Source organism: Sphingobium sp. FG58 (genome assembly GCF_057809055.1).
In genome coordinates this window covers 20,890-41,288 of the sequence record NZ_JBMDJF010000009.1, presented here as the reverse complement: position 1 = coordinate 41,288, position 20,399 = coordinate 20,890, and the positions used below count along the sequence as shown (strand labels likewise).

The window sequence follows — 20,399 nt, the reverse complement described above, 5'->3', positions numbered from 1 at the left end:
GCGCCATCCGCCAGTCCCCGCTGCCCCGCATTTGCGCCGCACCTATCGGCACAGATGCATGAAGTCCCGGTCGTAACTGCGCATATGCGCGCCGCCATCGACATAGAGTGTCTGCCCGGTCACCGCGCTGGCATTGACCAGATACAGCACCGCCTCGGCAATCTGCTCCGCCTGCGGCAGGCGTGCGAGCGGCATCATCTGTTCCAGCCGCGCCATTTGCTCCGCGTCATAATCGGGCGTTGCGATCGTCAGCCCCGGTGCAACCGCATTGACCCGCACCTGCGGCGCCAGGCTGCTGGCGCTCGTCCGCGTCAATCCCGCCAGCGCCAGCTTGGACAAAGTATAGGCCAGCTGGTCGCCATGGGGATGGTCGATCCGCTGGTCCAATATGTTGATGATACACCGGTCACCCACGCCCGCCGGCACTGTCGCAAAAGCCTTGGTCAGCATCGTCGGCGCGGCGCAATTGACCGCATAATGGCGCATCAGATCATCGGCGGTCACGCTGTCCAGCCGGTCCTGCCCGAACATCGCAGCACTGTTGACGAGAATATCGGGCGGCCGGCCAAAGCGCGCCGCGACTTGCGCGACCAGTTCCTCGGCATTTTCCGGGTCGGCGAAATCGACGACGAACCCTTCCCACTGAGTCCCCTGCTCCTCCAGCGTCAGCGCCAGATGCGAATCGAGCCGCGTGTCATGACTCCCATGGATCGCCAGCGAATGGCCCGCCTTGGCCAGCGCCCCGGCAATGATCCCGCCCAGCCGCCGGTGGCCGCCCGTCACCAGCGCCAGTCGCTTGCCCGCGATCGGCAAGGCACCAGCCTCCGCCGCCCCACGCGCGCTGCCCAATGGGCGATATGGGACGTCCTCTTCGCTCATGAAGCGATGAGTTTCAGCACTTCCTCGCGCGACTTTTCATCGTCGCGGAACACGCCCAGCATCCGGCTGGTTTTCATGATGACATTGGGAGTCCGCACACCGCGCCCGGTCATGCAGCCATGCGTCGCCTCGATCACCACGGCCACGCCCTGGGGTTTCAGATGCTCCCAGATGCAATTGGCGACTTCGGACGTCAGCCGTTCCTGTACCTGCAAACGGTTGGCATAGGCGTGCAGCACGCGCGCCAGCTTGGAAATGCCGACCACATAATCACCGGGCAGATAGGCGATATGCGCCTTGCCTACGATCGGCGCCATATGATGTTCGCAATGCGACTGGAACGGTATGTCCTTCAGCAGCACGACATCGTCATAGCCGCCCACTTCATGGAAGATGCGGGAGAGATGATAGGCCGGATCGTCGCCATAGCCCCGGCAATATTCGCGCCAGGCCCGCGCCACCCGTTCGGGCGTCTCGACCAGCCCTTCGCGTTCGGGCGCATCGCCCGACCAGCGGATCAGCGTGCGGATCGCTTCCGCGACATCCGCCGGAACCGGCTCCTTACCTTCGCCAACCATCTCCGCATCGGGGTCATATGCCATGAACAGGGCTACTCCTTATCGTATCGGCCCCGCATATGGCAATTAGCCCCGCCGATGACCAGACCCTTTCACGGCTGTGGACACAAGATCGCACTGGTGGCAAATCGGACAAAAATCAGGGTCGCCAATGCATAATATGTCCTTCATCGTCTTGCCGCATGCGTACTGAACGGATCGCTGCCGTCCTGCTGGCGGCTGGCACCTCGTCGCGCTTTGGCGAGGGGGATAAGCTGATGGCGGAACTGCGCGGCAAGCCGCTGGCTGCCCATACGCTCGAAACCATAGCGTCGATGGCCTTTGCCGAACTGATCGCCGTCGTCCGCCCGATCGAGGTTGCCCCCGTTCTTCATCGCAAGCTCGACCGGCGGGGCTACACCATCATCGTCAACGACCGCCCCGAAGACGGGATTTCGGGCAGCATCGTGCGCGCGGTCGAACATGTCATGCCTGTGAACCGCATCCGCGGCATCCTCATCTGCCTGGCTGACATGCCTGACGTGCCGCAGACCCATTATAACCGCATCTGCCTGGCCGCCGAAGATATACGCTCGGTCGTCGCCAGCACCGACGGCTTCTCCTCCTCACCCCCCGCCTTCATCGGCCGCAAGCATTTCCCCGAACTGCTGGCCCTGAAGGGCGATCAGGGTGCGCGCGCCCTGCTCAGCCACGGGCTTCAGATCGAAACCACCTGCAATGTCCTGCATGACATCGACACGCCGGAGGATCTGCCCGGCTGGCGACCAACCACGTCCGAATGATCAGCTCGACCGGGTCGGGTCCGTCATCGCATCGCCCATCTCGCGTGGATCGGGTGCGCGGCTGATCGGCAGCGATCCGGTCTGCCGTTCCAGCATCCGGTGGACCACCGGCGGGACTGGCCCGGTATGCAGCACCCAGATCGACTTACTATTGGCAATATCGGCCACCGTTCGCCGCTGGTTGTGGCGCACATAATCCAGCCAGGTCGATACATGATAGCGCTCCAGCCATAGTTCAGGATCGCCCAGATCGCGCATCAACGACCAGCCATGCGCGCCGTCACGCCGCCTGATCCGTCGCCGTTCACTCATCGCAGCGAGAAACGGCACGATCGACCCGGCTGGAATACGATATTCGATGGTCACCACCACCGGTCCGCTGCGCGGCTCGACCGTCACCGCCGTGTCCGGTTCACGCCAGCTATTTTGCAGGTCCAGATTATCATCGCCAATCTGCGGCAATGGACGAATTAGGCCGATCATCGCCGCGACAAACTGCGCGGCTGCCGAGGCATAGAGCGCCTCGACCACGCCATGACGCTCGGCCAGCCAGCCAAACAGCCAGGCCCCGATGGCCATGCCACCAAAGGCGGTCATCTGATAGAGCGACACCGCCCGCGCCACGACCCAGCGCGGCGCGGACATCTGCACCGATACGTTGAAGGTCGCCAGCGCCGTGACCCAGCCGAACCCCGCCAGCAAATATCCCGGTAACGCCAGCGCCAGCCAGCCGCTCGCCCCAGTGATCGCCGTCCCCAGCGCCAGTATCAGCGCCGCGTTGCGCACGATCGTCTCGATCGAAAAGCGCGCCCGCAGGTAGCGGGTGGACAGCGCCCCGATCACCGCGCCTGCGCCGAATGCGCCGCTGGTCACGCCGAATGTCAGCGCCCCGCCACCCAATATGTCGCGAGCCACCAGCGGCATCAGCGCAGATACGGCGCTGGCCCCGATGCCGAACACGCTCGCGCGGAGCAGCACCAGCTGAATCTTGGGCGACATCGCCACGTAGCGTACCCCCGCCCGCATCGCGACGCCCAGTCGTTCGCGCGGCAACAGCTTGGGCGGCAAATCGGGCCGCCAGCGCGACAATACCGTCAGCAGCGCGATATAGCTGATCGCATTGGTCAGAAATGCCGCCGCCGCGCCTGCCGTCGCGACGATGACGCCACCGAGCGCCGGGCCGACGCTGCGCGCCAGGTTGAACCCCATCGAATTCATGGCGACCGCGCTCGGCAATATCGCGCGCGGCACCATGTCGCCCACCGACGCCTGCCAGGCCGGGCCGTTGATCGCGGTGGCGCAGCCCAGGGCAAATGTGAATGCCAGCAGCAACCAGGGCGTGATCAGCCCCGCCCAGGCCGTGACAGCCAACGCTGCCGACACGACCAGCATCGCCAATTGGCAACCAATCATGACCTTGCGCCGGTCCAGATTGTCGGCGACGGCACCCGCCCACAGGGACAGCAGCATGATCGGCAGCGTCGTTGCCGCCGGCACCAGCGCGATCAGCAGCGGAGAAGCCGACAGCGACGTCATCATCCACGCCGCGCCGACCGACTGGATCAGCCCGCCGAAATTGGATGCCAGACTGGCCGTCCAGATCGCGCGAAAGATAGGTATGGAAAGCGGCGACGGGGCTTTGGGGGAATCGACATCGGACACGCTCCCCATGAAGCGGAATATCGCCCAAGCGTCAAACCCGCGACTCGGCGGCCCCTGCCCTTACGTCAGGGCCACACCATGTAAAAACCACATTTCCCGCTTGCACTTTACGTAAACGTAAATACATTCACGTCCGTATCCGATGCCCCCGGCAAGGGTGACCCACGGAGAGGGAAAATCTTATGGAAGCCTATATTTACGACGCCGTCAGGACGCCCCGTGGCCGGGGCAAGGCCGACGGGTCGCTGCACGAAATCACCCCGGTCCAGTTGGCAACGCAGGTGCTGGAGGCGATCCGCAATCGCACCGCCATCGACACCGCCGATGTCGATGACGTGATCCTTGGCTGTGTCACCCCGGTCGGCGAACAGGGCGCGGACATTGCGCGCACCGCCGTCCTCAACGCCGACTATGCGCAGACCACGCCGGGTGTGCAGGTCAACCGTTTCTGCGCTTCCGGCCTAGAAGCCGTGAACATCGCGGCAGCCAAGGTCATGTCGGGCGAAGCGCTCTTCGCCATCGGCGGCGGCGTCGAATCGATGAGCCGCGTGCCGATGGCGTCGGACGGCGGCGCGATTGCGATGGACCCGGCGGTCGCCTACAAAACCTATTTCGCCCCCCAAGGCATCGGCGCAGACGTCATCGCTACCAAATTCGGCATCAGCCGCGACGATGCGGATGCCTATGCCGTCGAAAGCCAGAAGCGCGCCAAGATGGCGTGGGACGAAGGCCGTTTTGCCAAATCGATCGTCCCGGTTCGCGACGTGATCGGCCAGGTCGTCCTCGACCATGACGAACATATGCGCCCCGAAGCCACGATGCAGTCCTTGGGCGCATTGAAGCCCAGCTTCACCGCCTTGGGTGAGGAGATGCCCGGCTTCGACACCGTCGCCCTGCTGCGCTATCCCGAACTCGAACGGGTCAACCATATCCATCATGCCGGCAATAGCAGCGGCATCGTTGATGGGGCCGCCGCCGTGCTTGTGGGTGGTAAGGATATTGGCGACAAATATGGCCTCAAACCCCGCGCCCGCATTCGCGCCATGGCCTCGATCGGCTCTGAACCGCTGATCATGCTGACCGGCCCGGAATTTGTCGCGGGCAAGCTGCTCAAGCGCGCTGGCATGACCACCGCCGACATCGACCTGTGGGAACTCAACGAAGCCTTTGCCAGCGTCGTGCTGCGCTACATGCAGGCGATGAACCTCAGCCACGACCAGATCAACGTCAATGGCGGCGCGATCGCAATGGGCCATCCCCTGGGCGCGACTGGCGCGATGGTGCTGGGCACCGCGCTCGACGAACTGGAACGATCCGGCAAGGGCACCGCCCTCATCAACCTGTGCGTGGGCGCTGGTATGGGCACCGGGATTATCATCGAACGTATTTGACGGAATCATTCCCCCTCCCGCAGGCGGGAGGGGGTCAGGGGGTGGGCCAGTCTGGACGCAAAGAAAGCGCGGACATCCCTCCTTGAGGATCGGAGAGAGCATCATGCAGACCATCAAAATCACCACCGACGCCGACGGCATCGCCACCCTGACGATCGACGTCCCCGACCAGTCGATGAACGTCATCGGACCGGACTTCCTGGCCGATCTCGACGCCGCCATCACCCGCATCGCCTCGGACGAAGCTATCAAGGGCGCGGTCATCGCGTCGGGCAAGGATAGCGGCTTCATGGCCGGCATGGACCTTAAATATTTCGGCTCGATGCTCGCCACCGCGGACGGCAGCCGCCCGCAACCCGCTGCGATCTTCGATCAACTATTCGTCCTAAACCAGCTGTTCCGCCGCCTCGAAACCTGCGGCAAGCCCGTCGCCTGCGCGATCGAAGGCACCTGCGTCGGTGGCGGTTTCGAACTCGCCCTCGCCTGCCACCGCCGGATCGTCGGCGACAGCCCCAAGACACAGCTTGGCCTGCCCGAAATCCTCATCGGCCTCTTCCCTGGCGGCGGCGGGTCGCAGCGCCTCCCGCGCCTCATTGGCGTGCAGGCCGCGCTCATGTATATGCTCCAGGGCAAGCTGTTCCGCCCCGCCGAAGCAGCGATGCTCAAGGCCGTCGATCAGGTCGTGCCGCAGGGTACTGCGGTCGAGGCAGCCCGCGAATGGGTCAAGGCCAATCCCACCACCGCCACCCAGCCCTGGGACGTCAAGGGCTTCAAATTCCCCGGCGGCGTCGGACAGTTCAATCCCGCTTTCGTGCAAACCATGGTCGGTGCGCTGCCGATGACGCTCAAACAGACCCAGCGCAACATGAACGCCCCCGTCGCGCTCCTGTCCGCCGTCTATGAAGGCGCGCAACTCCCCTTCGATCGGGCGATCCGCATCGAAAGCAAATATTTCGCCAAGGTCGCGGCCGATCCGCAGGCCGCCAACATGATCCGCAGCCTGTTCGTCAACAAACAGGCCGCCGAACGCGGCGCGCGCCGTCCCAAGGATCAGCCCAAAGCGCCCACGATGAAGCTCGCCATGCTCGGCGCGGGCATGATGGGCGCAGGCATCGCCACCGTCGCCGCGCAGGCGGGGATGGACGTCATCCTGTTCGACCGCGACATTGCCTATGCGGAAAAGGGCAAGGCGCATGTTGAATCCGTCCTGTCCAAGCGTCTGGGCAAGGGCATGACGCCCGAAAAGCTCGCCGCAACGCTGGCCCGCGTCACCCCCACCGCCAGCTATGCCGACCTTGCAGGCGCGGACTTCGTGATCGAAGCTGTGTTCGAGGATGTCGCGATCAAGGCCGAAGTCACGAAACAAGTCGAGGCCGTGCTTGGCCCGGACGTCATCTTCGGCTCCAACACCTCCACCCTGCCCATCACCAAGCTGGCAGGCGCATGGTCCAAACCTGAAAATTTCATCGGCGTCCATTTCTTCTCACCGGTCGAAAAAATGCCGCTGGTCGAAATCATCCTTGGCAAACAGACCGGCCCTGCCGCCATTGCCAAAGCGCTCGACTTCGTCGCGCAGATCAAGAAAACGCCGATCGTCGTCAATGACTCGCGCGGCTTCTACACCTCGCGCTGTTTCGGCACCTATGTGCAGGAGGGCGCGGAACTGGTCGCCGAAGGGATCAACCCCGCCCTCATCGAAAATGCCGGCAAGCAGCTGGGGATGCCGGTCGGTCCGCTGGCGGTCAGCGACGAAGTGTCGATCGAACTGGGTTATAAGGTCATGACGGCGGCCAAGAAGGAACTCGGCGACGCCTATGTCGCGCAGCGCTCCGACGAGGTCATGACACAGATGGTCGACCTCGACCGCCTGGGCCGTAAAAATGCCAAGGGCTGGTACGACTATCCTGAAAACGGGAAAAAGGCGCTCTGGCCCGGCATCGCCGACCTCTTCCCCCCTGCTGACGACCAGCCCGATGTCGAGACGGTCAAGGAACGCCTCCTCTATCGCCAGCTGGTCGAATGCGCGCGCTGCTATGAAGAAGGCGTGCTGGAAACACCCGAAGATGGTGACATTGGCGCGATCTTCGGCTGGGGCTTTGCGCCCTATACCGGCGGGCCGTTTGCCCATATGGACACGGTAGGCATCGCCCATGTCGTGTCCGTGCTGGACCGGCTGGCTGCCGCTCATGGCGAGCGCTTCGCCCCCACCGCGCAACTGCGCGAAATGGCGGCGAGCGGCGGCACCTTCTACCGCCCCGCCCCCTCCCGCGCCGCAGCATGAAAAGACTGTAAATCCTAGCGTCCCTCGTTTAGGTCTCCCTCCCATACATCGTGTTCCCGCGCAGGCGGGAACACGACAGTTTATGAGGTGAGCATATGAGCGACAAACCGACGATATTGGTCACAGGCGGCGCAGGCTATATCGGCAGCCACGCGGTATTGGCGCTCAAGGATGCTGGCTATGGCGTTGTCGTCATCGACAATCTCGTCACCGGCTTCGACTGGGCCGTGCCCGAAGGCGTGCCGCTGGTGCGAGGCGACATTGCCGATCAGCCGCTGGTCGAAGCTACCCTGCGCGATCACAACATCACCGCGATCATGCACTTTGCAGGCTCGGTCGTGGTGCCGGAATCGGTCGAAAACCCGCTCAAATATTATCACAATAACAGCGCCAAGACCCGCGACCTGATCGAAAGCGCGGTCCGCGTCGGCGTCAAACATTTCATCTTCTCATCGACTGCCGCCACTTACGGAATCCCCGAAGAAAGCCCGGTCAAGGAAACAACGCCGCAGCGGCCGATCAATCCCTACGGCATGTCGAAGCTGATGACCGAATATATGCTGCGTGACGTCGCAGCGGCGCACCCGATGAACTTCTGCGCACTGCGCTATTTCAACGTCGCAGGTGCCGACCCGCAGGGCCGTAGCGGCCAGTCGACCGCTGGCGCCACCCACCTGATCAAGGTCGCGGTCGAAGCGGCGCTGGGCAAGCGCGCGGGCGTCTCCGTATTCGGCACCGACTTCGCCACCCCCGACGGCACCGGCGTGCGCGACTATATCCATGTGACCGACCTTGCCGCCGCCCATGTCCTCGCCCTCGAAGCCCTGATCGCCGATCCGGCGCGCAGCCATCTGCTTAACTGCGGCTATGGCAAGGGCTTTTCGGTCCTTGAAGTGCTGGATGCAGTCGATCGCGTCACCAACATGACGATCGACCGGACCATGGGACCGCGCCGCGCGGGCGACCCGGACGCGCTGATCTCCGACAATCGCGCCATCCTCGCCACTTTCCCCTGGGAACCACGCTACGCCGATCTCGACCTCATCGTCCGCCACGCCCTCGCCTGGGAGCGGAGCCTGAGCGAGCGCGCCTGAGGAAACTGAAATGAGCGAAGCCTCGGTCCGCGCCTGGTTTGCCGCAAACGCGCCTGACATTGCCATCATCGACCAGGGCGTCAGCACCGCGACCGTGATCGAGGCCGCGCAAGCGCTGGGCGTCGAACCCGCCCGCATCGCCAAGACGCTCTCGCTGCGCGTCGGCGATAGTGTCGCCTTGGTCTGCACCCGCGGCGACGCGCGCCTGCACAATGCCAAGGCGAAGGCGGCGCTGGGCGCCAAGCCGCGGATGCTCAGCGCGGACGAGGTCGAGGCGATTACCGGCCACCCGGTCGGCGGCGTCTGCCCCTTCGGCCTCGCCAGCCCACTGCCCGTCTATTGCGACGTGTCGCTGCAAGCCTTCGCCACCGTCTTTCCCGCCGCCGGGTCACGCACCAGTTCGGTCGAACTCAGCCCTGCGCGCCTCGCGCAGCTGACTGATGCCACATGGATTGACATCTGCACCCTGCCCGAATCTGTGGAATAATCTCATGCCTACCGAACATCATTTCACTGACGGCGGCGAGGCCGCCGCCCATCTCGCCGCCCGCATCACCACGTTGCTGGGCGAAGCCATCGCCGCGCGCGGCACTGCCAGCCTGGCCTTGTCCGGCGGTCGTTCGCCCAAGCCCGTGCTGGAGGCGCTCGCCCGCGCACCGCTCGACTGGAGCAGGGTCGTCGTCACTCTGGTCGATGAACGCTGGGTCGCCCCGGACGCGCCAGACAGCAATGAACGCTTGCTGCGCGGAACCCTGCTGACCGGTCCCGCCGCCGACGCGCAATTCGTGCCGATGAAGAATGACGCGCCCGACGCTTATACAGGTCAGCCAGCCGTCGAAGCCGCCTTCGCCGCTATCCCCTGGCCGCTCGATATCGTGCTGCTCGGCATGGGAGAGGACGGCCACACCGCCTCGCTCTTCCCGGCCGCCGCGGAACTGGCCGATGGCCTCATCAGCACCGCCCGCACCATCGCCGTCACGCCCCCCGCCGCGCCACACCAGCGTATGTCACTGACCGCCAGCGCGATTTTGGCCGCGCGCCATGTGTTTCTGCAAATCAGCGGAAACGCCAAAAAGGCGGTCTATGTGCAAGCGCTGGCCGACGGCCCAGTAGAACAGCTGCCCATCCGCCTGGCTCTGCTTCAGAACGAAACCCCAGTCGAGGTGTGGATCGGCGCCTAACGATCTCTAAAACCGTTCGCCCTGAGCCTGTCGAACCCTGTCCCGAGCGCCTGCCTTCGCAGGCAGTCGAAGGGGGCCGTCCTTCTTGAAGAAAAATACAAGGCTTCGACAAGCTCAGCCCGAACGGTTTTGTGTTCCGAAAATAAACCACAAAAGCGCCGCCTCCCCCCGGAAGCGGCGCCCTGCCCGGCCTTAGTTGGCCTTGCTCAAATCCACCTTCTCTACCCATTCAGGGTAGAAGGTCGGCTCGCGGTTGGACCAGCCCACTGCCGTCGCCGCCGCTTCGCTGATCGACTGGAGCAGCACGCGGCGTTTTTCGGGATGCAGATGCGGCAGGCTCGCCGCCGCGCAGAATGCGCCCGGCAACCATGGCCGCGCGCCAGCACCCAGCAACCGCTCATAGAGAAAACGATAGGACGAAAAACTCGCCAGCCGGTCCTGCCCCAGGTCGAAAGCGGAGATGGTCACCAGCGGGGCCATGAACGGCTCCACCTGGTCCAGGCCGCTGTCATCGGGGACGCGCGCCTTGATTTCCTCGATCCGGCCATAAATCCGCGCCTGCGCCCGGATGGAGGCTTCCTCCACCAGATCGCGCGACCATAGCTTCATCGCATCGCGGCGATGCAGGCCGATGTCGAGCGACCGGCGAATATAGCGTTGCGTGGCAGACGGGAAACTGGCGAATTCACGCAACTCCGCCAGGGTAACGGCCCCGTCCGCAGGTCTTGCACTCGTACCCATTGTCATGCCCTCCGACTTGAAGTCGATCGTCAGAACATGCGCCTGTTATGGTTACTATAGGCTTAAGCACCTGTTCCACGGCCATTCACAAGGGACCAGATTTTTTTGTGCGGCGCAACATGAAAATATCGGAGCCGCGCCGAACCGAGTCACGCGCCCGGTCGCCGCTCCAGCACTGCCCCTATCATGCTGCGCCACACCGCCACGTCGCCGGCCTGCGCCATCTGCGCATCCGGCTCACGCAGCGTGTGTAATATGGCATAGGCGTCATCGACATGATTGGGCCACGCCGCATCCACTGCGCCGGCCGCGTGGGGATCGCTGCCGCCGCCATTATGGCTCAGCTGACGGCCGGCCAGGACGCGGGCAATGCGTTCGATCGCGGGGGTGGCAGATGTCGGCATGGATTGGTCGCTCCTCTCAAAAGCGCAGGTGCGTATTCGCTCTCCCGCTACGCAAAACTAGCATGATTCCCGGCAAATAACCATCAATCCTGATCGCCCTTATAGCCCGATGACGGCACCGGATCGCCCTTATCATCAGGGTGGCTGTTGGCGGGCGGATCGGACGCATCCATCGAATCCTTTAACCCTTCGTCCAGCTTCTCTTCCTCGCTCAACACATGGTCCTGCGCATCGGATTCGCGGTCGTCGCCCGCTTCCTCGCGGCTGTTGGGGCGCACGCCATCTTGCTCGTTCATCGCTCTCTCCTCATTTCCCTGATCAACGGGCAGCGGCGGGCAGCGGTTCCCCGGCCTCGTTCGACCAACTGTCGGGCCAGTTCGACCAGCTACGCGCGGCTGGGGCGACATTTCCCCACGCAGCGCGTAAAAGGACAGGATGACAAGCCTTCCCGACGACGGCGAACGCGGCGTATCGCCTGCGATCGCGCTTTATTCCATCCTGGGTTTCTGGCTCTTCTACGCCATACTCGTGACCCTGCGCGCCGCCGTGATGGGCTTTGAATCGCAGGGCGAACTGGGCGTTCGTCGCGCCGTCGTCACCGTGATCGGCATCGTCGTCACCTGGATTCTCTATCTGGTGCTGCGCCGGTTCGACGCCAAGCCCTTGAGCGTCCGCATCGTCGCCGCCTTCTCGCTCGCCGCGCCCTTCGCGCTCGCCATGGCGTCGGCCAATTTCTACATGTTCAACGTCTATGACCCAGTGAACATCTTTGCCGATGCCGACCACAGCAAATATGGCAGCGAAGAAGCCTATGCCTTCGTCCAGATCGTGGAAGATGCGATCAGCCGCTATTTTTTCCTCGCCGCCTGGGCCGGCCTCTATCTCGCCCTCTCCTATGCAAGCGAAGCGCACCGCACCGAGCGCCGCGCCGCCCGGCTGGAGCGCGCCGCCCAGCAGGCCGAACTGCGCTCGTTGCGCTATCAGGTGAACCCGCATTTCCTGTTCAACACGCTCAACTCCCTCTCCTCCCTGATCATGAAGGACCGGCGGGACGAGGCGGAGCAGATGATCATGTCGCTCTCCAACTTCTACCGCACCAGCCTGACCGGCGATCCGCTGGACGACGTGCCGCTGGAGGAGGAAGTCCATCTCCAGAAACTCTATCTCGATATTGAAGGGGTCCGCTTCCCTGACCGGCTCAATACGGTGATCGACATCCCCCCCGCCCTGATGAGCGCCTGCGTCCCCGGCCTCATCCTCCAGCCGCTCGTCGAAAACGCGATCAAATATGGCGTTTCGCGCACCTCCAGCCCGGTCGAGATCCGCATCACAGCGCGGGAAGATGGCGGCTTGATGCACATCGCCGTTACCGACGATGGCGACAACCCGCCCAGCCTGTCGGACAGCGGCAGCGGCATTGGCCTCGCCAATGTGCGGGATCGGCTGACGGCGCGCTTTGGCGATCAGGGCCAGATCGTTTATGGTCCGCGAGAGGAGAAGGGCTTTTCTGTCCTTCTCACTCTGCCCATCATCCGCCGGGGTTGCTGACGCCCATGTCCATCCGCACCATGATCGTTGACGATGAGCCGCTCGCGGTCGAGCGGCTCCAGATGCTGTGTGCGCGCGAACCGCGCATTGCCCTCGTCGGGACCGCCACTGATGGCGAAGCCGCGCTGCGCCTGATCGAGGGGCTGAAGCCCGATCTTGTCATGCTCGACATCGCCATGCCCCTGCTCGACGGTATCGGCGTCGCCCGCGCGGTCGGCCGCATGGGCATCCGCCCGGCGGTCATCTTCGTCACCGCGTTCGAGGGTTTCGCCGTCGAAGCCTTCGACCTTGCCGCTATCGACTATATGCTCAAGCCGGTCGCGCATGATCGCCTGACCCGCGCGATCGACCGGGTCGAGGCAGCGCTGCGCAACCGCGCGCCCGAAGGCACCCCCGCCCCTGCCGAGCCGCAACCCGACTGGGCCGAGGAATTCTGGGTTCCCCATCGCTCCGAACTGATCCGCATCGCCACCGACCAGATCGACCGGATAGAGGCGGAGCGCGACTATATGCGCCTCCATGTCGGCAGCCACAGCTATTTGCTGCACCAGACGATCAGTAGCCTGGAGGAGCGGCTCGACCCGCAGCAATTCGTCCGCCTCCACCGCTCTCACATCGTCCGCCGCGACCATATCGCCCGCCTGCGTCACGACGGCAGCGGCGTCTGGTTCGCCGCCCTCACCGACGGCAATGAAATCCGCATAGGCCGCACCTTCCTCGCCAACGCCAGAGCCATGACCGGACGCTAAAAAATCCTCCCCAAGCTTGTCTTTGGGAAGGTGGCAGTGCGAAGCGCTGACGGAGGGGCCATGGCGCAAGCCCCACGCAAAAAAGCCCGGCATTCACCGGGCTTCTTCACGTCTGGGCGGGTAATTCTGCAATCAGTTCTGCACGCCCTTCGCGCCTGCATCGGCATAGCGTTCGCTGGTTTCGGCGCGGGCAATGGCGGTACTGATCGGCGCTTCGACCTGCGCGATCGCCATGGCCTTGCACGCCTGCGCGGTGAAGCGGTCGTCCGACTTGCACACCTTGCTGGCGGCGCGGGCGATGCGCTGGCGCAGTTGCCGCTGGTCCGCCGCCTTGGACAGGTTGAGGTCGCCATGGCGCACTTCGCTCGTGCGGCCATTGGAAACAAATTCTCCGGCGGAAGCCGAACCGGCGGTGGCGATCAGCGCAAGCGAACCCAGCGCGGCGAAAAGGGTGGAACGGAACATCGGGCTATCTCCTCAAATCTGCTGTGGCCCGGCCGCTGCCTGTTAGGGGCTGGCGGCGGTCCGGGTGCGAACGGGGCGGGCCTTTAGGTCTTTGGGGGCAGCGCCGTCTCCCGTTCGCCAACCCTGTTTAGGCGCATGGCGGTCAGCGCGCCCGCCCGGTTCGACCGGCAGCACTCCGCATCGGCCAACGACACTCCCGTCGACAAAGCGCCACGCGGCACAGACAAACAGCGCGACGAACGACATCAACGCCCCGCCAAACGACATGTGCCGTAACGGAAAGCCCATGCTCACAACTATTATATTTGGGGAAGGTCCGCTCGGAGCGGAAAGCAAGCCAGAGCCGATCGACAGTTAGTTCAGGTGGAGGCGAAAAGTGTGATTTTGGAGCACCGGAGCGCAGCCTACTCAAAGTAGGTGAGCACCGGAGCGCAGAAAATCGCGCTTTGCAGGCCCACATGGGCTAATTGTCGATTGGCTTTGTAAAACGCCCCCGGCGCAAGGGATGGCCGGGGGCGTATCCAGGATGCTGTCGGGCACCGGGATCAGGATGAACTGTTGCGGGAAAGACGGTGCGACATTCGCGTAACCGTATCCTGCATGACGCCCATCATAGCTCCAACACGGCCCCGCGAACCCGCCGTTCGACAACCCGCCCCCGCAACACGCCCGGCAGCATCCCTCGACGACAAACCGTCAACCCGCGTCCACCAACGACATCATGCCCCTGGCGACGGCCATCCAGCGAAAGCCAGCGCACCCTCGACTTGGGTCGATAACGCTACGTCATAGCCAAGAAAATCCGACATAACATATGACGGCGCGCTCATGTCTTTGGTGCAGGACAAACCTCTTTCCGCTCCACCGTGCGGATTTTCCCTTCTCAAATCCATGCGCTCGCCCCATCTGTCGGGACGACCGGCAGATGGTCTTGCCCGAACAGAACAAATCTGGAACAACACGCCCCATGAGTCTGACCCATATTTCCGTGCGCGGCGCGCGCGAGCATAATCTCAAGGGCGTCGATGTCGATCTGCCGCGCGACAGCCTGATCGTCATCACCGGCCTGTCGGGATCGGGCAAAAGCTCGCTCGCCTTCGACACCATCTATGCCGAAGGACAACGGCGCTATGTGGAATCGCTCTCCGCCTATGCGCGCCAGTTTCTGGAGATGATGCAGAAGCCCGATGTCGAACATATCGAGGGCTTGAGCCCCGCGATCAGTATCGAGCAGAAAACGACGTCGAAAAACCCGCGCTCCACCGTCGCGACCGTCACCGAAATCTACGATTATATGCGGCTCCTGTGGGCGCGCGTCGGCATCCCCTACAGCCCCGTGACCGGCCTGCCGATCAGCGCCCAGACCGTCAGCCAGATGGTCGATCGCGTGATGCTCCTGCCACAAGGCACCCGCTTCTACCTCCTCGCCCCCGTCGTGCGCGGGCGCAAGGGCGAGTATCGCAAGGAACTGGCCGAATGGCAGAAGGCGGGCTACACCCGCGTGCGCATCGACGGCGAGATGATGCTGATCGAGGACGCCCCCGCACTCGACAAGAAATATAAGCATGACATCGAAGTCGTGGTCGACCGCCTGGCCGTGGAACCCGACATGGGTACACGCCTCGCCGACAGTTTCGAGCAGGCGCTGAAACTCGCGGACGGGCTGGCGTTTGTCGATCTGGCCGATGGCGTCGTACCGGGCCGCGAGGATGAAGCCCCCGCAGCCGACAAGAAGATGAAGGGGTCCGGCATCCCGGCAAACCGCATCGTGTTCAGCGAAAAATTCGCCTGCCCCGTCAGCGGCTTCACCATTGCGGAGATCGAGCCGCGCCTCTTCTCCTTCAACGCGCCGATGGGCGCCTGCCCCGCCTGCGATGGCCTGGGCGAACGGCAGGAGTTCGACCCCGAACTCGTCGTCCCCAACGAAGCCCTGTCCCTCAAGAAGGGCGCGGTCGTCCCCTGGGCCAAATCCAACCCGCCCTCGCCTTATTATATGCAAGTCCTCGGCTCCCTCGCCAGGGAATTCGGGTTCAGCCTTGACACGCCCTGGGCCGACCTGCCTGGCGAGGTGAAGCTCATCATCCTCCACGGCACCGGCGGCGAGCCGGTGACGCTCAAATTCATGGACGGCCGCAAAAGCTATGAGGTGAAGAAAGCGTTTGAGGGCGTCATCGGTAACCTCAACCGCCGCCTGCTCCAGACCGAATCCGCCTGGATGCGCGAGGAACTCTCCAAATATCAGCGCGCCCAGCCCTGCGAAACCTGCCACGGCGCGCGCCTGAAACCCGAAGCGCTCGCAGTCAAGATCGCGGGCGAGGACATCTCGCTCTCCACCCGCCGCTCGGTCGTGGACGCGCTCAATTTCTTCACCGCGATGCCGGAGAAACTCAACGACCAGCAGAACCAGATCGCCAAGGCCATCCTCAAGGAAATTGTCGAGCGCCTGGGCTTCCTCAACAATGTCGGCCTCGATTATCTCAACCTCGACCGCACGTCAGGCACCCTGTCGGGCGGCGAATCCCAGCGCATTCGCCTCGCGTCGCAGATCGGCAGCGGCCTGTCCGGCGTCCTCTACGTCCTCGACGAGCCCTCGATCGGCCTGCACCAGCGCGACAATGACCGGCTGCTCGTGACGCTGAAGCGCCTCCGCGACCTCGGCAACAGCGTCATCGTCGTCGAGCATGACGAGGATGCGATCCGCCACGCCGACTATATTGTCGATATGGGGCCGGGCGCGGGCATCCATGGCGGGCAGATCGTGGCCCAAGGCACGCTGCCTGAAATCCTGAAAGCCAAAAACAGCCTCACCGCCGATTATCTCAATGGCACTCGCCGCATCGACGTGCCGGCCAAGCGCCGCAAGGGCAATGGCAAGAAGATCACCGTCCACAACGCCCGCGCCAACAACCTCACCGGCGTCACGGCCAGCATCCCGCTCGGCACCTTCACCTGCATCACCGGCGTCTCCGGCTCTGGCAAGTCCAGCTTCACCATCGACACGCTCTACGCCGCCAGCGCCCGCGCCCTCAATGGCGCGCGCATCCTGGCCGGCGCGCATGACAAGGTGACGGGCCTGGAACATTGCGACAAGGTGATCGACATCGACCAGTCGCCCATCGGCCGCACCCCCCGCTCCAACCCGGCCACCTATACCGGCGCCTTCACCAACATTCGGGACTGGTTCGCGGGCCTGCCCGAAAGCCAGGCGCGCGGCTACAAGCCCGGCCGCTTCAGCTTCAACGTCAAGGGCGGCCGCTGCGAAGCCTGCACCGGCGACGGCCTGATCAAGATCGAGATGCACTTCCTCCCCGACGTCTATGTCACCTGCGACGTGTGCCACGGCGCGCGCTACAATCGCGAAACGCTGGAGGTGAAGTTCAAGGGCCACTCGATCGCCGACGTGCTGGACATGACGGTCGAGGATGCGGTCGAATTCTTCAAGGCCGTCCCGCCCATCCGCGACAAGATGGCCATGCTCGCCGAAGTGGGCCTGGGCTATGTCAAGGTCGGCCAGCAGGCCACGACCCTGTCAGGCGGCGAAGCCCAGCGCGTCAAACTCGCCAAGGAACTCGCCCGCAGAGCCACCGGCCAGACCCTCTACATCCTCGACGAACCCACCACCGGCCTGCATTTCGAAGATGTCCGCAAACTGCTCGAAGTCCTCCACGCGCTGGTCGACCAGGGCAACAGCGTCGTCGTGATCGAACATAATCTGGACGTCATCAAGACCGCCGACTGGATCATCGACATGGGACCAGAAGGCGGCGTCAAAGGCGGCGAAGTGGTCGCGGAAGGCACGCCGGAAAAGGTCGCAAAGGAGCCGCGGTCATTTACGGGGCATTATCTCGCGCCGTTGCTGGGGCTGGAGAGTGTGGCGGCGGAGTGAAGCATGGGACACGCCGTTAAATCAAAATAATTTGATCACTTTGCCTTCATCATCAATTCTAAATCTCGTTCTCAAAATCATTCTTAGTTTTGGCGAAACAAATCTGTATCCTTCGCCAGTAGGAAGGCGCCTCAAAAGAGGATTCTCAGCATTCATAAAACTGGCAAGGATCTGCGGAATATTAAGATTAATGTTTTCAGCGACTTTAAATTTATCCCTGACCGTTTTTTCAACATCGATGTATTTAAAATCTTCTTTTTGATATTGCCCTAAACAGTACAGGACCTGATTTTTTCTTCCCACTTTTGTATCTCTAGAATTCATCAAAAGCTCGATAGTGCCTAAATCATGCGACAACGAATCCTGTGCCCAATCTTTTTCTGCCTCGGAAACTATATCCTTATTTATTATACCTCTGTTTCTACTCGCACCCAGAGATATTTTAAGGCACAACTCCTGCACTTCCTGAGCTATTCTATCAGATTTCCAGCATATATCCCTGTAAAGTTCCATTTTATCTAAAGAAAATGTGTATTTTAGATATTTTTCAAAACCTTGACTCATAACAGAGTAAGCTTCTCCAACTTCCATCCGAGCAACTTCTGGTATTTCGACAAGTCTATTTGATATTGTATATGCATTACTGACTTTGGATATCATGTGCCTTATATTATTTGGCGTCCCCACTATTAGAACTTTTATATTATAGTTCGCTACAGCCTCTTCATCCGCAGAAATTATCAAACCGGCAATATCTTTGACGATTTTTTCATTATCGACAACCTGTTCGAAATTATCGAGGACTAAAACTCCTCGCCTCCCGCCAGAAGCAATTGACATTTCATGTACAAGCCTAACAAACGCGCTTGGATTCCAACTTTTATATTCAATAGTTTGCTTTATTGACGCGCCGATCCCCATCGGACGCGCCCCGCCCTCTAGTTCTGTTTTTTTAGACAATGCAGTTTGATGACCTATTTCACCAAGCTTGTTTTCAAATAGAGCTTCTATCGAGCCAGCAGAGCTAGCATTCCCGAGATTTATTACTTCAAATGGAACACGAAGTTGCTTAAAGACTTTCTTATAAAGCCACGTTTTACCATTGCCACTCTCTCCATGAATTATTATATATTTTTGGCCACCCAAAGCATCTTTTAAACGACTTTCCAAAGCAGGTCGTTCAACATATGTTCTTTGATTTATATCGCGCGCACGCGGAGTAAAAACCTCATTTGGATCAGATACAGCCATAAAACTTTCCAATTTTACTAGTATTCTTTGCGCAACTCATCGTGCAATTGTAAAATCTGAGCATATTTTTTTTCAAAAATGGACTCTTCGTTTCCTAGAAGCGGATTTTTATCAACGGCAAAATTAACGCCTCTTATGACATCTAAAATCCTGACCTCTTCCCAGCTCAGAGCGGGCAGTGCTCGCCCGATCATCCAAAGACCTAACCTTGCAGATTCCTCATTCAACTCAGGGCTAGGAGCAAAATAGGGATAAACAAAATGCTGTAGATCGACACCATCGATTACTGACAAAAAGTTCTCAACCTTAACTATGCCATTTAATGAGGAGAATCTATATCGACCCTTTGGCGCTTCTAACGGTCTAAATGGCTCATTGGTCCAGCGTCGCCGTTTATCCCACCACAGCAAAAATCCATCCCTTAACTGTGGGTATAAATTTTCTCTACCACTATTAGCTTCAATTCTAACGTCAATGCTGTCGTGCAGGTCTATTTCACCTACAACATGACGCTTCGCATCAGACCAAAAGGGACCATAAAAATCACCTCCTGCGCTGATAGCGCCATTTTCTTTTGCAAGATCATCTCTGATCTCAGATCTTATTATCGAAATTTTCGCTGGATTTGGGAGATAGAAAATTTTTAATAATTTTCGGAGATGAATGGATCTTAACGACATAATCCCTCCGTTTTGAAGCTAACACGGCGTAGTTTGGTCGATTGCATACACTATGATAATTTCAGGATAAGCACCAACGAAACAATTTTTAATTGGCGAAATTATTAACGATTGCATTAGTTTGCGGCATTTGTGGATAGACGCAATGGCTAACTTAGCCTCTAACGTCACAGCCATCTCGGAGAGATATCGAGCATAGTTCCTTTCGAGGACAGAAGCAGCGATGGCGTCTGACGAACCCTGTATCCCGCATGATCAGGTGATGGCAGAACTGCGCGCGATTATCGAGCGCCGCAAGACCGCCTGACGCGCCCATCAAACACACCCGCCAACAATATCCCTAGCCGCCCGGCTACCCCTTGGCCCAAGGCCACGACGCTGCTCGCGCGCCATAATGGGGAGGGTCCATCCATGAAATCACTCACCACCGCCGCCACATTCGCCGCTGCCCTGCTGATCGCCGCGCCCGCCGCGCAGGCTGATGATGGCGAGGACAATGCCCTTGTCCTCGTCAACAAATCGACCGTGGACGCCATCCAGTTCTACACCAAGCGCAAGAATGGCACCTGGTCGAACGACTGGCTCAAACTGCCGGTCAAGCCTGCCACCACCCGCGCGCTCAAATTCTTTGAAGGTGACGAACGCTGCGAAGTGCAGACCCGCGTCGTCTTTGCCGAAGCCAGCGAGTTCAACAGCCCGGTCGACTATTGCGGCGTCACCAATAAAAATATGTTCACGCAGTAACAGGGACCGATCGCCTCCTTTGGGGCAGCGCCGACACATATAGGCGCAGAGCGGCACGACGCGCTGCCCGGTCGGCGCGGATC

Annotated in this window: 19 protein-coding genes; 10 read left to right on the top strand and 9 right to left on the bottom strand. The window is 61.2% G+C overall.

Translation table 11 applies throughout. The annotated features are described in order from the left end of the window. Positions 1-42: 42 nt before the first annotated feature. Entirely contained in the window at positions 43-879 is an 837-nt protein-coding gene (locus ACODR8_RS12490) for an SDR family oxidoreductase (protein WP_489007540.1), read from the bottom strand. Beyond that, positions 876-1,481 carry a GTP cyclohydrolase I FolE gene (gene folE, locus ACODR8_RS12485; RefSeq protein ID WP_489007539.1) on the bottom strand — a complete coding sequence of 202 codons (606 nt, stop codon included), beginning with the start codon at positions 1,479-1,481 and terminating at the stop codon, positions 876-878. The genes ACODR8_RS12490 and folE overlap by 4 nt, the downstream gene beginning before the upstream one ends. A 158-nt stretch (positions 1,482-1,639) precedes the next feature. Between folE and ACODR8_RS12480 the strand changes: the two genes are divergently transcribed. Then, entirely contained in the window at positions 1,640-2,239 is a 600-nt protein-coding gene (locus ACODR8_RS12480; RefSeq protein WP_489007538.1) for a nucleotidyltransferase family protein, read from the top strand. Here ACODR8_RS12480 and ACODR8_RS12475 read toward each other — a convergent pair whose 3' ends face one another. Further along, positions 2,240-3,910: an MFS transporter gene (locus tag ACODR8_RS12475; RefSeq protein ID WP_489007537.1), complete on the bottom strand. Its 1,671-nt coding sequence runs from the start codon at positions 3,908-3,910 to the stop codon at positions 2,240-2,242. It abuts the gene before it with no gap. A gap of 173 nt (positions 3,911-4,083) precedes the next feature. Between ACODR8_RS12475 and ACODR8_RS12470 the strand changes: the two genes are divergently transcribed. The 5 genes from ACODR8_RS12470 to pgl all read left to right on the top strand — a co-directional run bounded on the left by ACODR8_RS12470 (position 4,084) and on the right by pgl (position 9,848). After that, a complete protein-coding gene (locus ACODR8_RS12470) occupies positions 4,084-5,292 on the top strand; it encodes an acetyl-CoA C-acetyltransferase (RefSeq protein WP_489007536.1) in 1,209 nt (402 codons plus the stop codon). 103 nt (positions 5,293-5,395) lie between these two features. Beyond that, the gene (locus tag ACODR8_RS12465; RefSeq protein ID WP_489007535.1) at positions 5,396-7,573 is read left to right on the top strand and encodes a 3-hydroxyacyl-CoA dehydrogenase NAD-binding domain-containing protein; all 2,178 of its coding nucleotides are present in this window, start codon (positions 5,396-5,398) and stop codon (positions 7,571-7,573) included. Between the two features lie 95 nt (positions 7,574-7,668). Continuing rightward, a complete protein-coding gene (gene galE, locus ACODR8_RS12460) occupies positions 7,669-8,667 on the top strand; it encodes a UDP-glucose 4-epimerase GalE (RefSeq protein WP_489007534.1) in 999 nt (332 codons plus the stop codon). Positions 8,668-8,677: 10 nt separating this feature from the next. Further along, entirely contained in the window at positions 8,678-9,154 is a 477-nt protein-coding gene (locus ACODR8_RS12455) for a YbaK/EbsC family protein (RefSeq protein ID WP_489007533.1), read from the top strand. Positions 9,155-9,158: 4 nt separating this feature from the next. Then, positions 9,159-9,848 (top strand): 6-phosphogluconolactonase, encoded by a 690-nt coding sequence (gene pgl, locus ACODR8_RS12450; RefSeq protein WP_489007532.1) that lies wholly within the window; start codon positions 9,159-9,161, stop codon positions 9,846-9,848. Positions 9,849-10,040: 192 nt separating this feature from the next. On the opposite strand, the gene ACODR8_RS12445 is transcribed toward pgl, so the two are convergent. The 3 genes from ACODR8_RS12445 to ACODR8_RS12435 all read right to left on the bottom strand — a co-directional run bounded on the left by ACODR8_RS12445 (position 10,041) and on the right by ACODR8_RS12435 (position 11,289). Continuing rightward, positions 10,041-10,589 (bottom strand): hypothetical protein, encoded by a 549-nt coding sequence (locus ACODR8_RS12445; RefSeq protein ID WP_489007531.1) that lies wholly within the window; start codon positions 10,587-10,589, stop codon positions 10,041-10,043. Between the two features lie 149 nt (positions 10,590-10,738). Further along, positions 10,739-10,993 (bottom strand): hypothetical protein, encoded by a 255-nt coding sequence (locus ACODR8_RS12440; RefSeq protein ID WP_006963603.1) that lies wholly within the window; start codon positions 10,991-10,993, stop codon positions 10,739-10,741. 83 nt (positions 10,994-11,076) lie between these two features. Then, a complete protein-coding gene (locus ACODR8_RS12435; RefSeq protein ID WP_489007530.1) occupies positions 11,077-11,289 on the bottom strand; it encodes a hypothetical protein in 213 nt (70 codons plus the stop codon). Positions 11,290-11,428: 139 nt separating this feature from the next. Between ACODR8_RS12435 and ACODR8_RS12430 the strand changes: the two genes are divergently transcribed. Together ACODR8_RS12430 and ACODR8_RS12425 are read left to right on the top strand one after the other, a co-directional pair. After that, positions 11,429-12,541 (top strand): sensor histidine kinase, encoded by a 1,113-nt coding sequence (locus tag ACODR8_RS12430; RefSeq protein ID WP_489007529.1) that lies wholly within the window; start codon positions 11,429-11,431, stop codon positions 12,539-12,541. A gap of 5 nt (positions 12,542-12,546) precedes the next feature. Beyond that, a complete protein-coding gene (locus tag ACODR8_RS12425; RefSeq protein ID WP_489007528.1) occupies positions 12,547-13,290 on the top strand; it encodes a LytR/AlgR family response regulator transcription factor in 744 nt (247 codons plus the stop codon). A 132-nt stretch (positions 13,291-13,422) separates the two neighbouring features. Here ACODR8_RS12425 and ACODR8_RS12420 read toward each other — a convergent pair whose 3' ends face one another. After that, complete coding sequence (locus tag ACODR8_RS12420) at positions 13,423-13,755, bottom strand: UrcA family protein (RefSeq protein ID WP_489007527.1); 333 nt, start codon at positions 13,753-13,755, stop codon at positions 13,423-13,425. Positions 13,756-14,722: 967 nt separating this feature from the next. Between ACODR8_RS12420 and uvrA the strand changes: the two genes are divergently transcribed. Continuing rightward, positions 14,723-17,641 (top strand): excinuclease ABC subunit UvrA, encoded by a 2,919-nt coding sequence (uvrA, locus tag ACODR8_RS12415; protein WP_489007526.1) that lies wholly within the window; start codon positions 14,723-14,725, stop codon positions 17,639-17,641. A 21-nt stretch (positions 17,642-17,662) separates the two neighbouring features. Here the strand turns inward: uvrA and ACODR8_RS12410 are convergent, their stop codons facing one another. Both ACODR8_RS12410 and ACODR8_RS12405 read right to left on the bottom strand, forming a co-directional pair. Then, positions 17,663-18,892, bottom strand: a complete 1,230-nt coding sequence (locus tag ACODR8_RS12410; RefSeq protein ID WP_489007525.1) for an AAA family ATPase — start codon at positions 18,890-18,892, stop codon at positions 17,663-17,665. A 17-nt stretch (positions 18,893-18,909) separates the two neighbouring features. Then, the gene (locus ACODR8_RS12405; RefSeq protein WP_489007524.1) at positions 18,910-19,572 is read right to left on the bottom strand and encodes a hypothetical protein; all 663 of its coding nucleotides are present in this window, start codon (positions 19,570-19,572) and stop codon (positions 18,910-18,912) included. A 411-nt stretch (positions 19,573-19,983) separates the two neighbouring features. Between ACODR8_RS12405 and ACODR8_RS12400 the strand changes: the two genes are divergently transcribed. Next, positions 19,984-20,316, top strand: coding sequence for a hypothetical protein (locus ACODR8_RS12400; protein WP_489007523.1), 333 nt, complete (start codon positions 19,984-19,986; stop codon positions 20,314-20,316). The last annotated feature ends 83 nt before the right edge of the window (positions 20,317-20,399 follow it).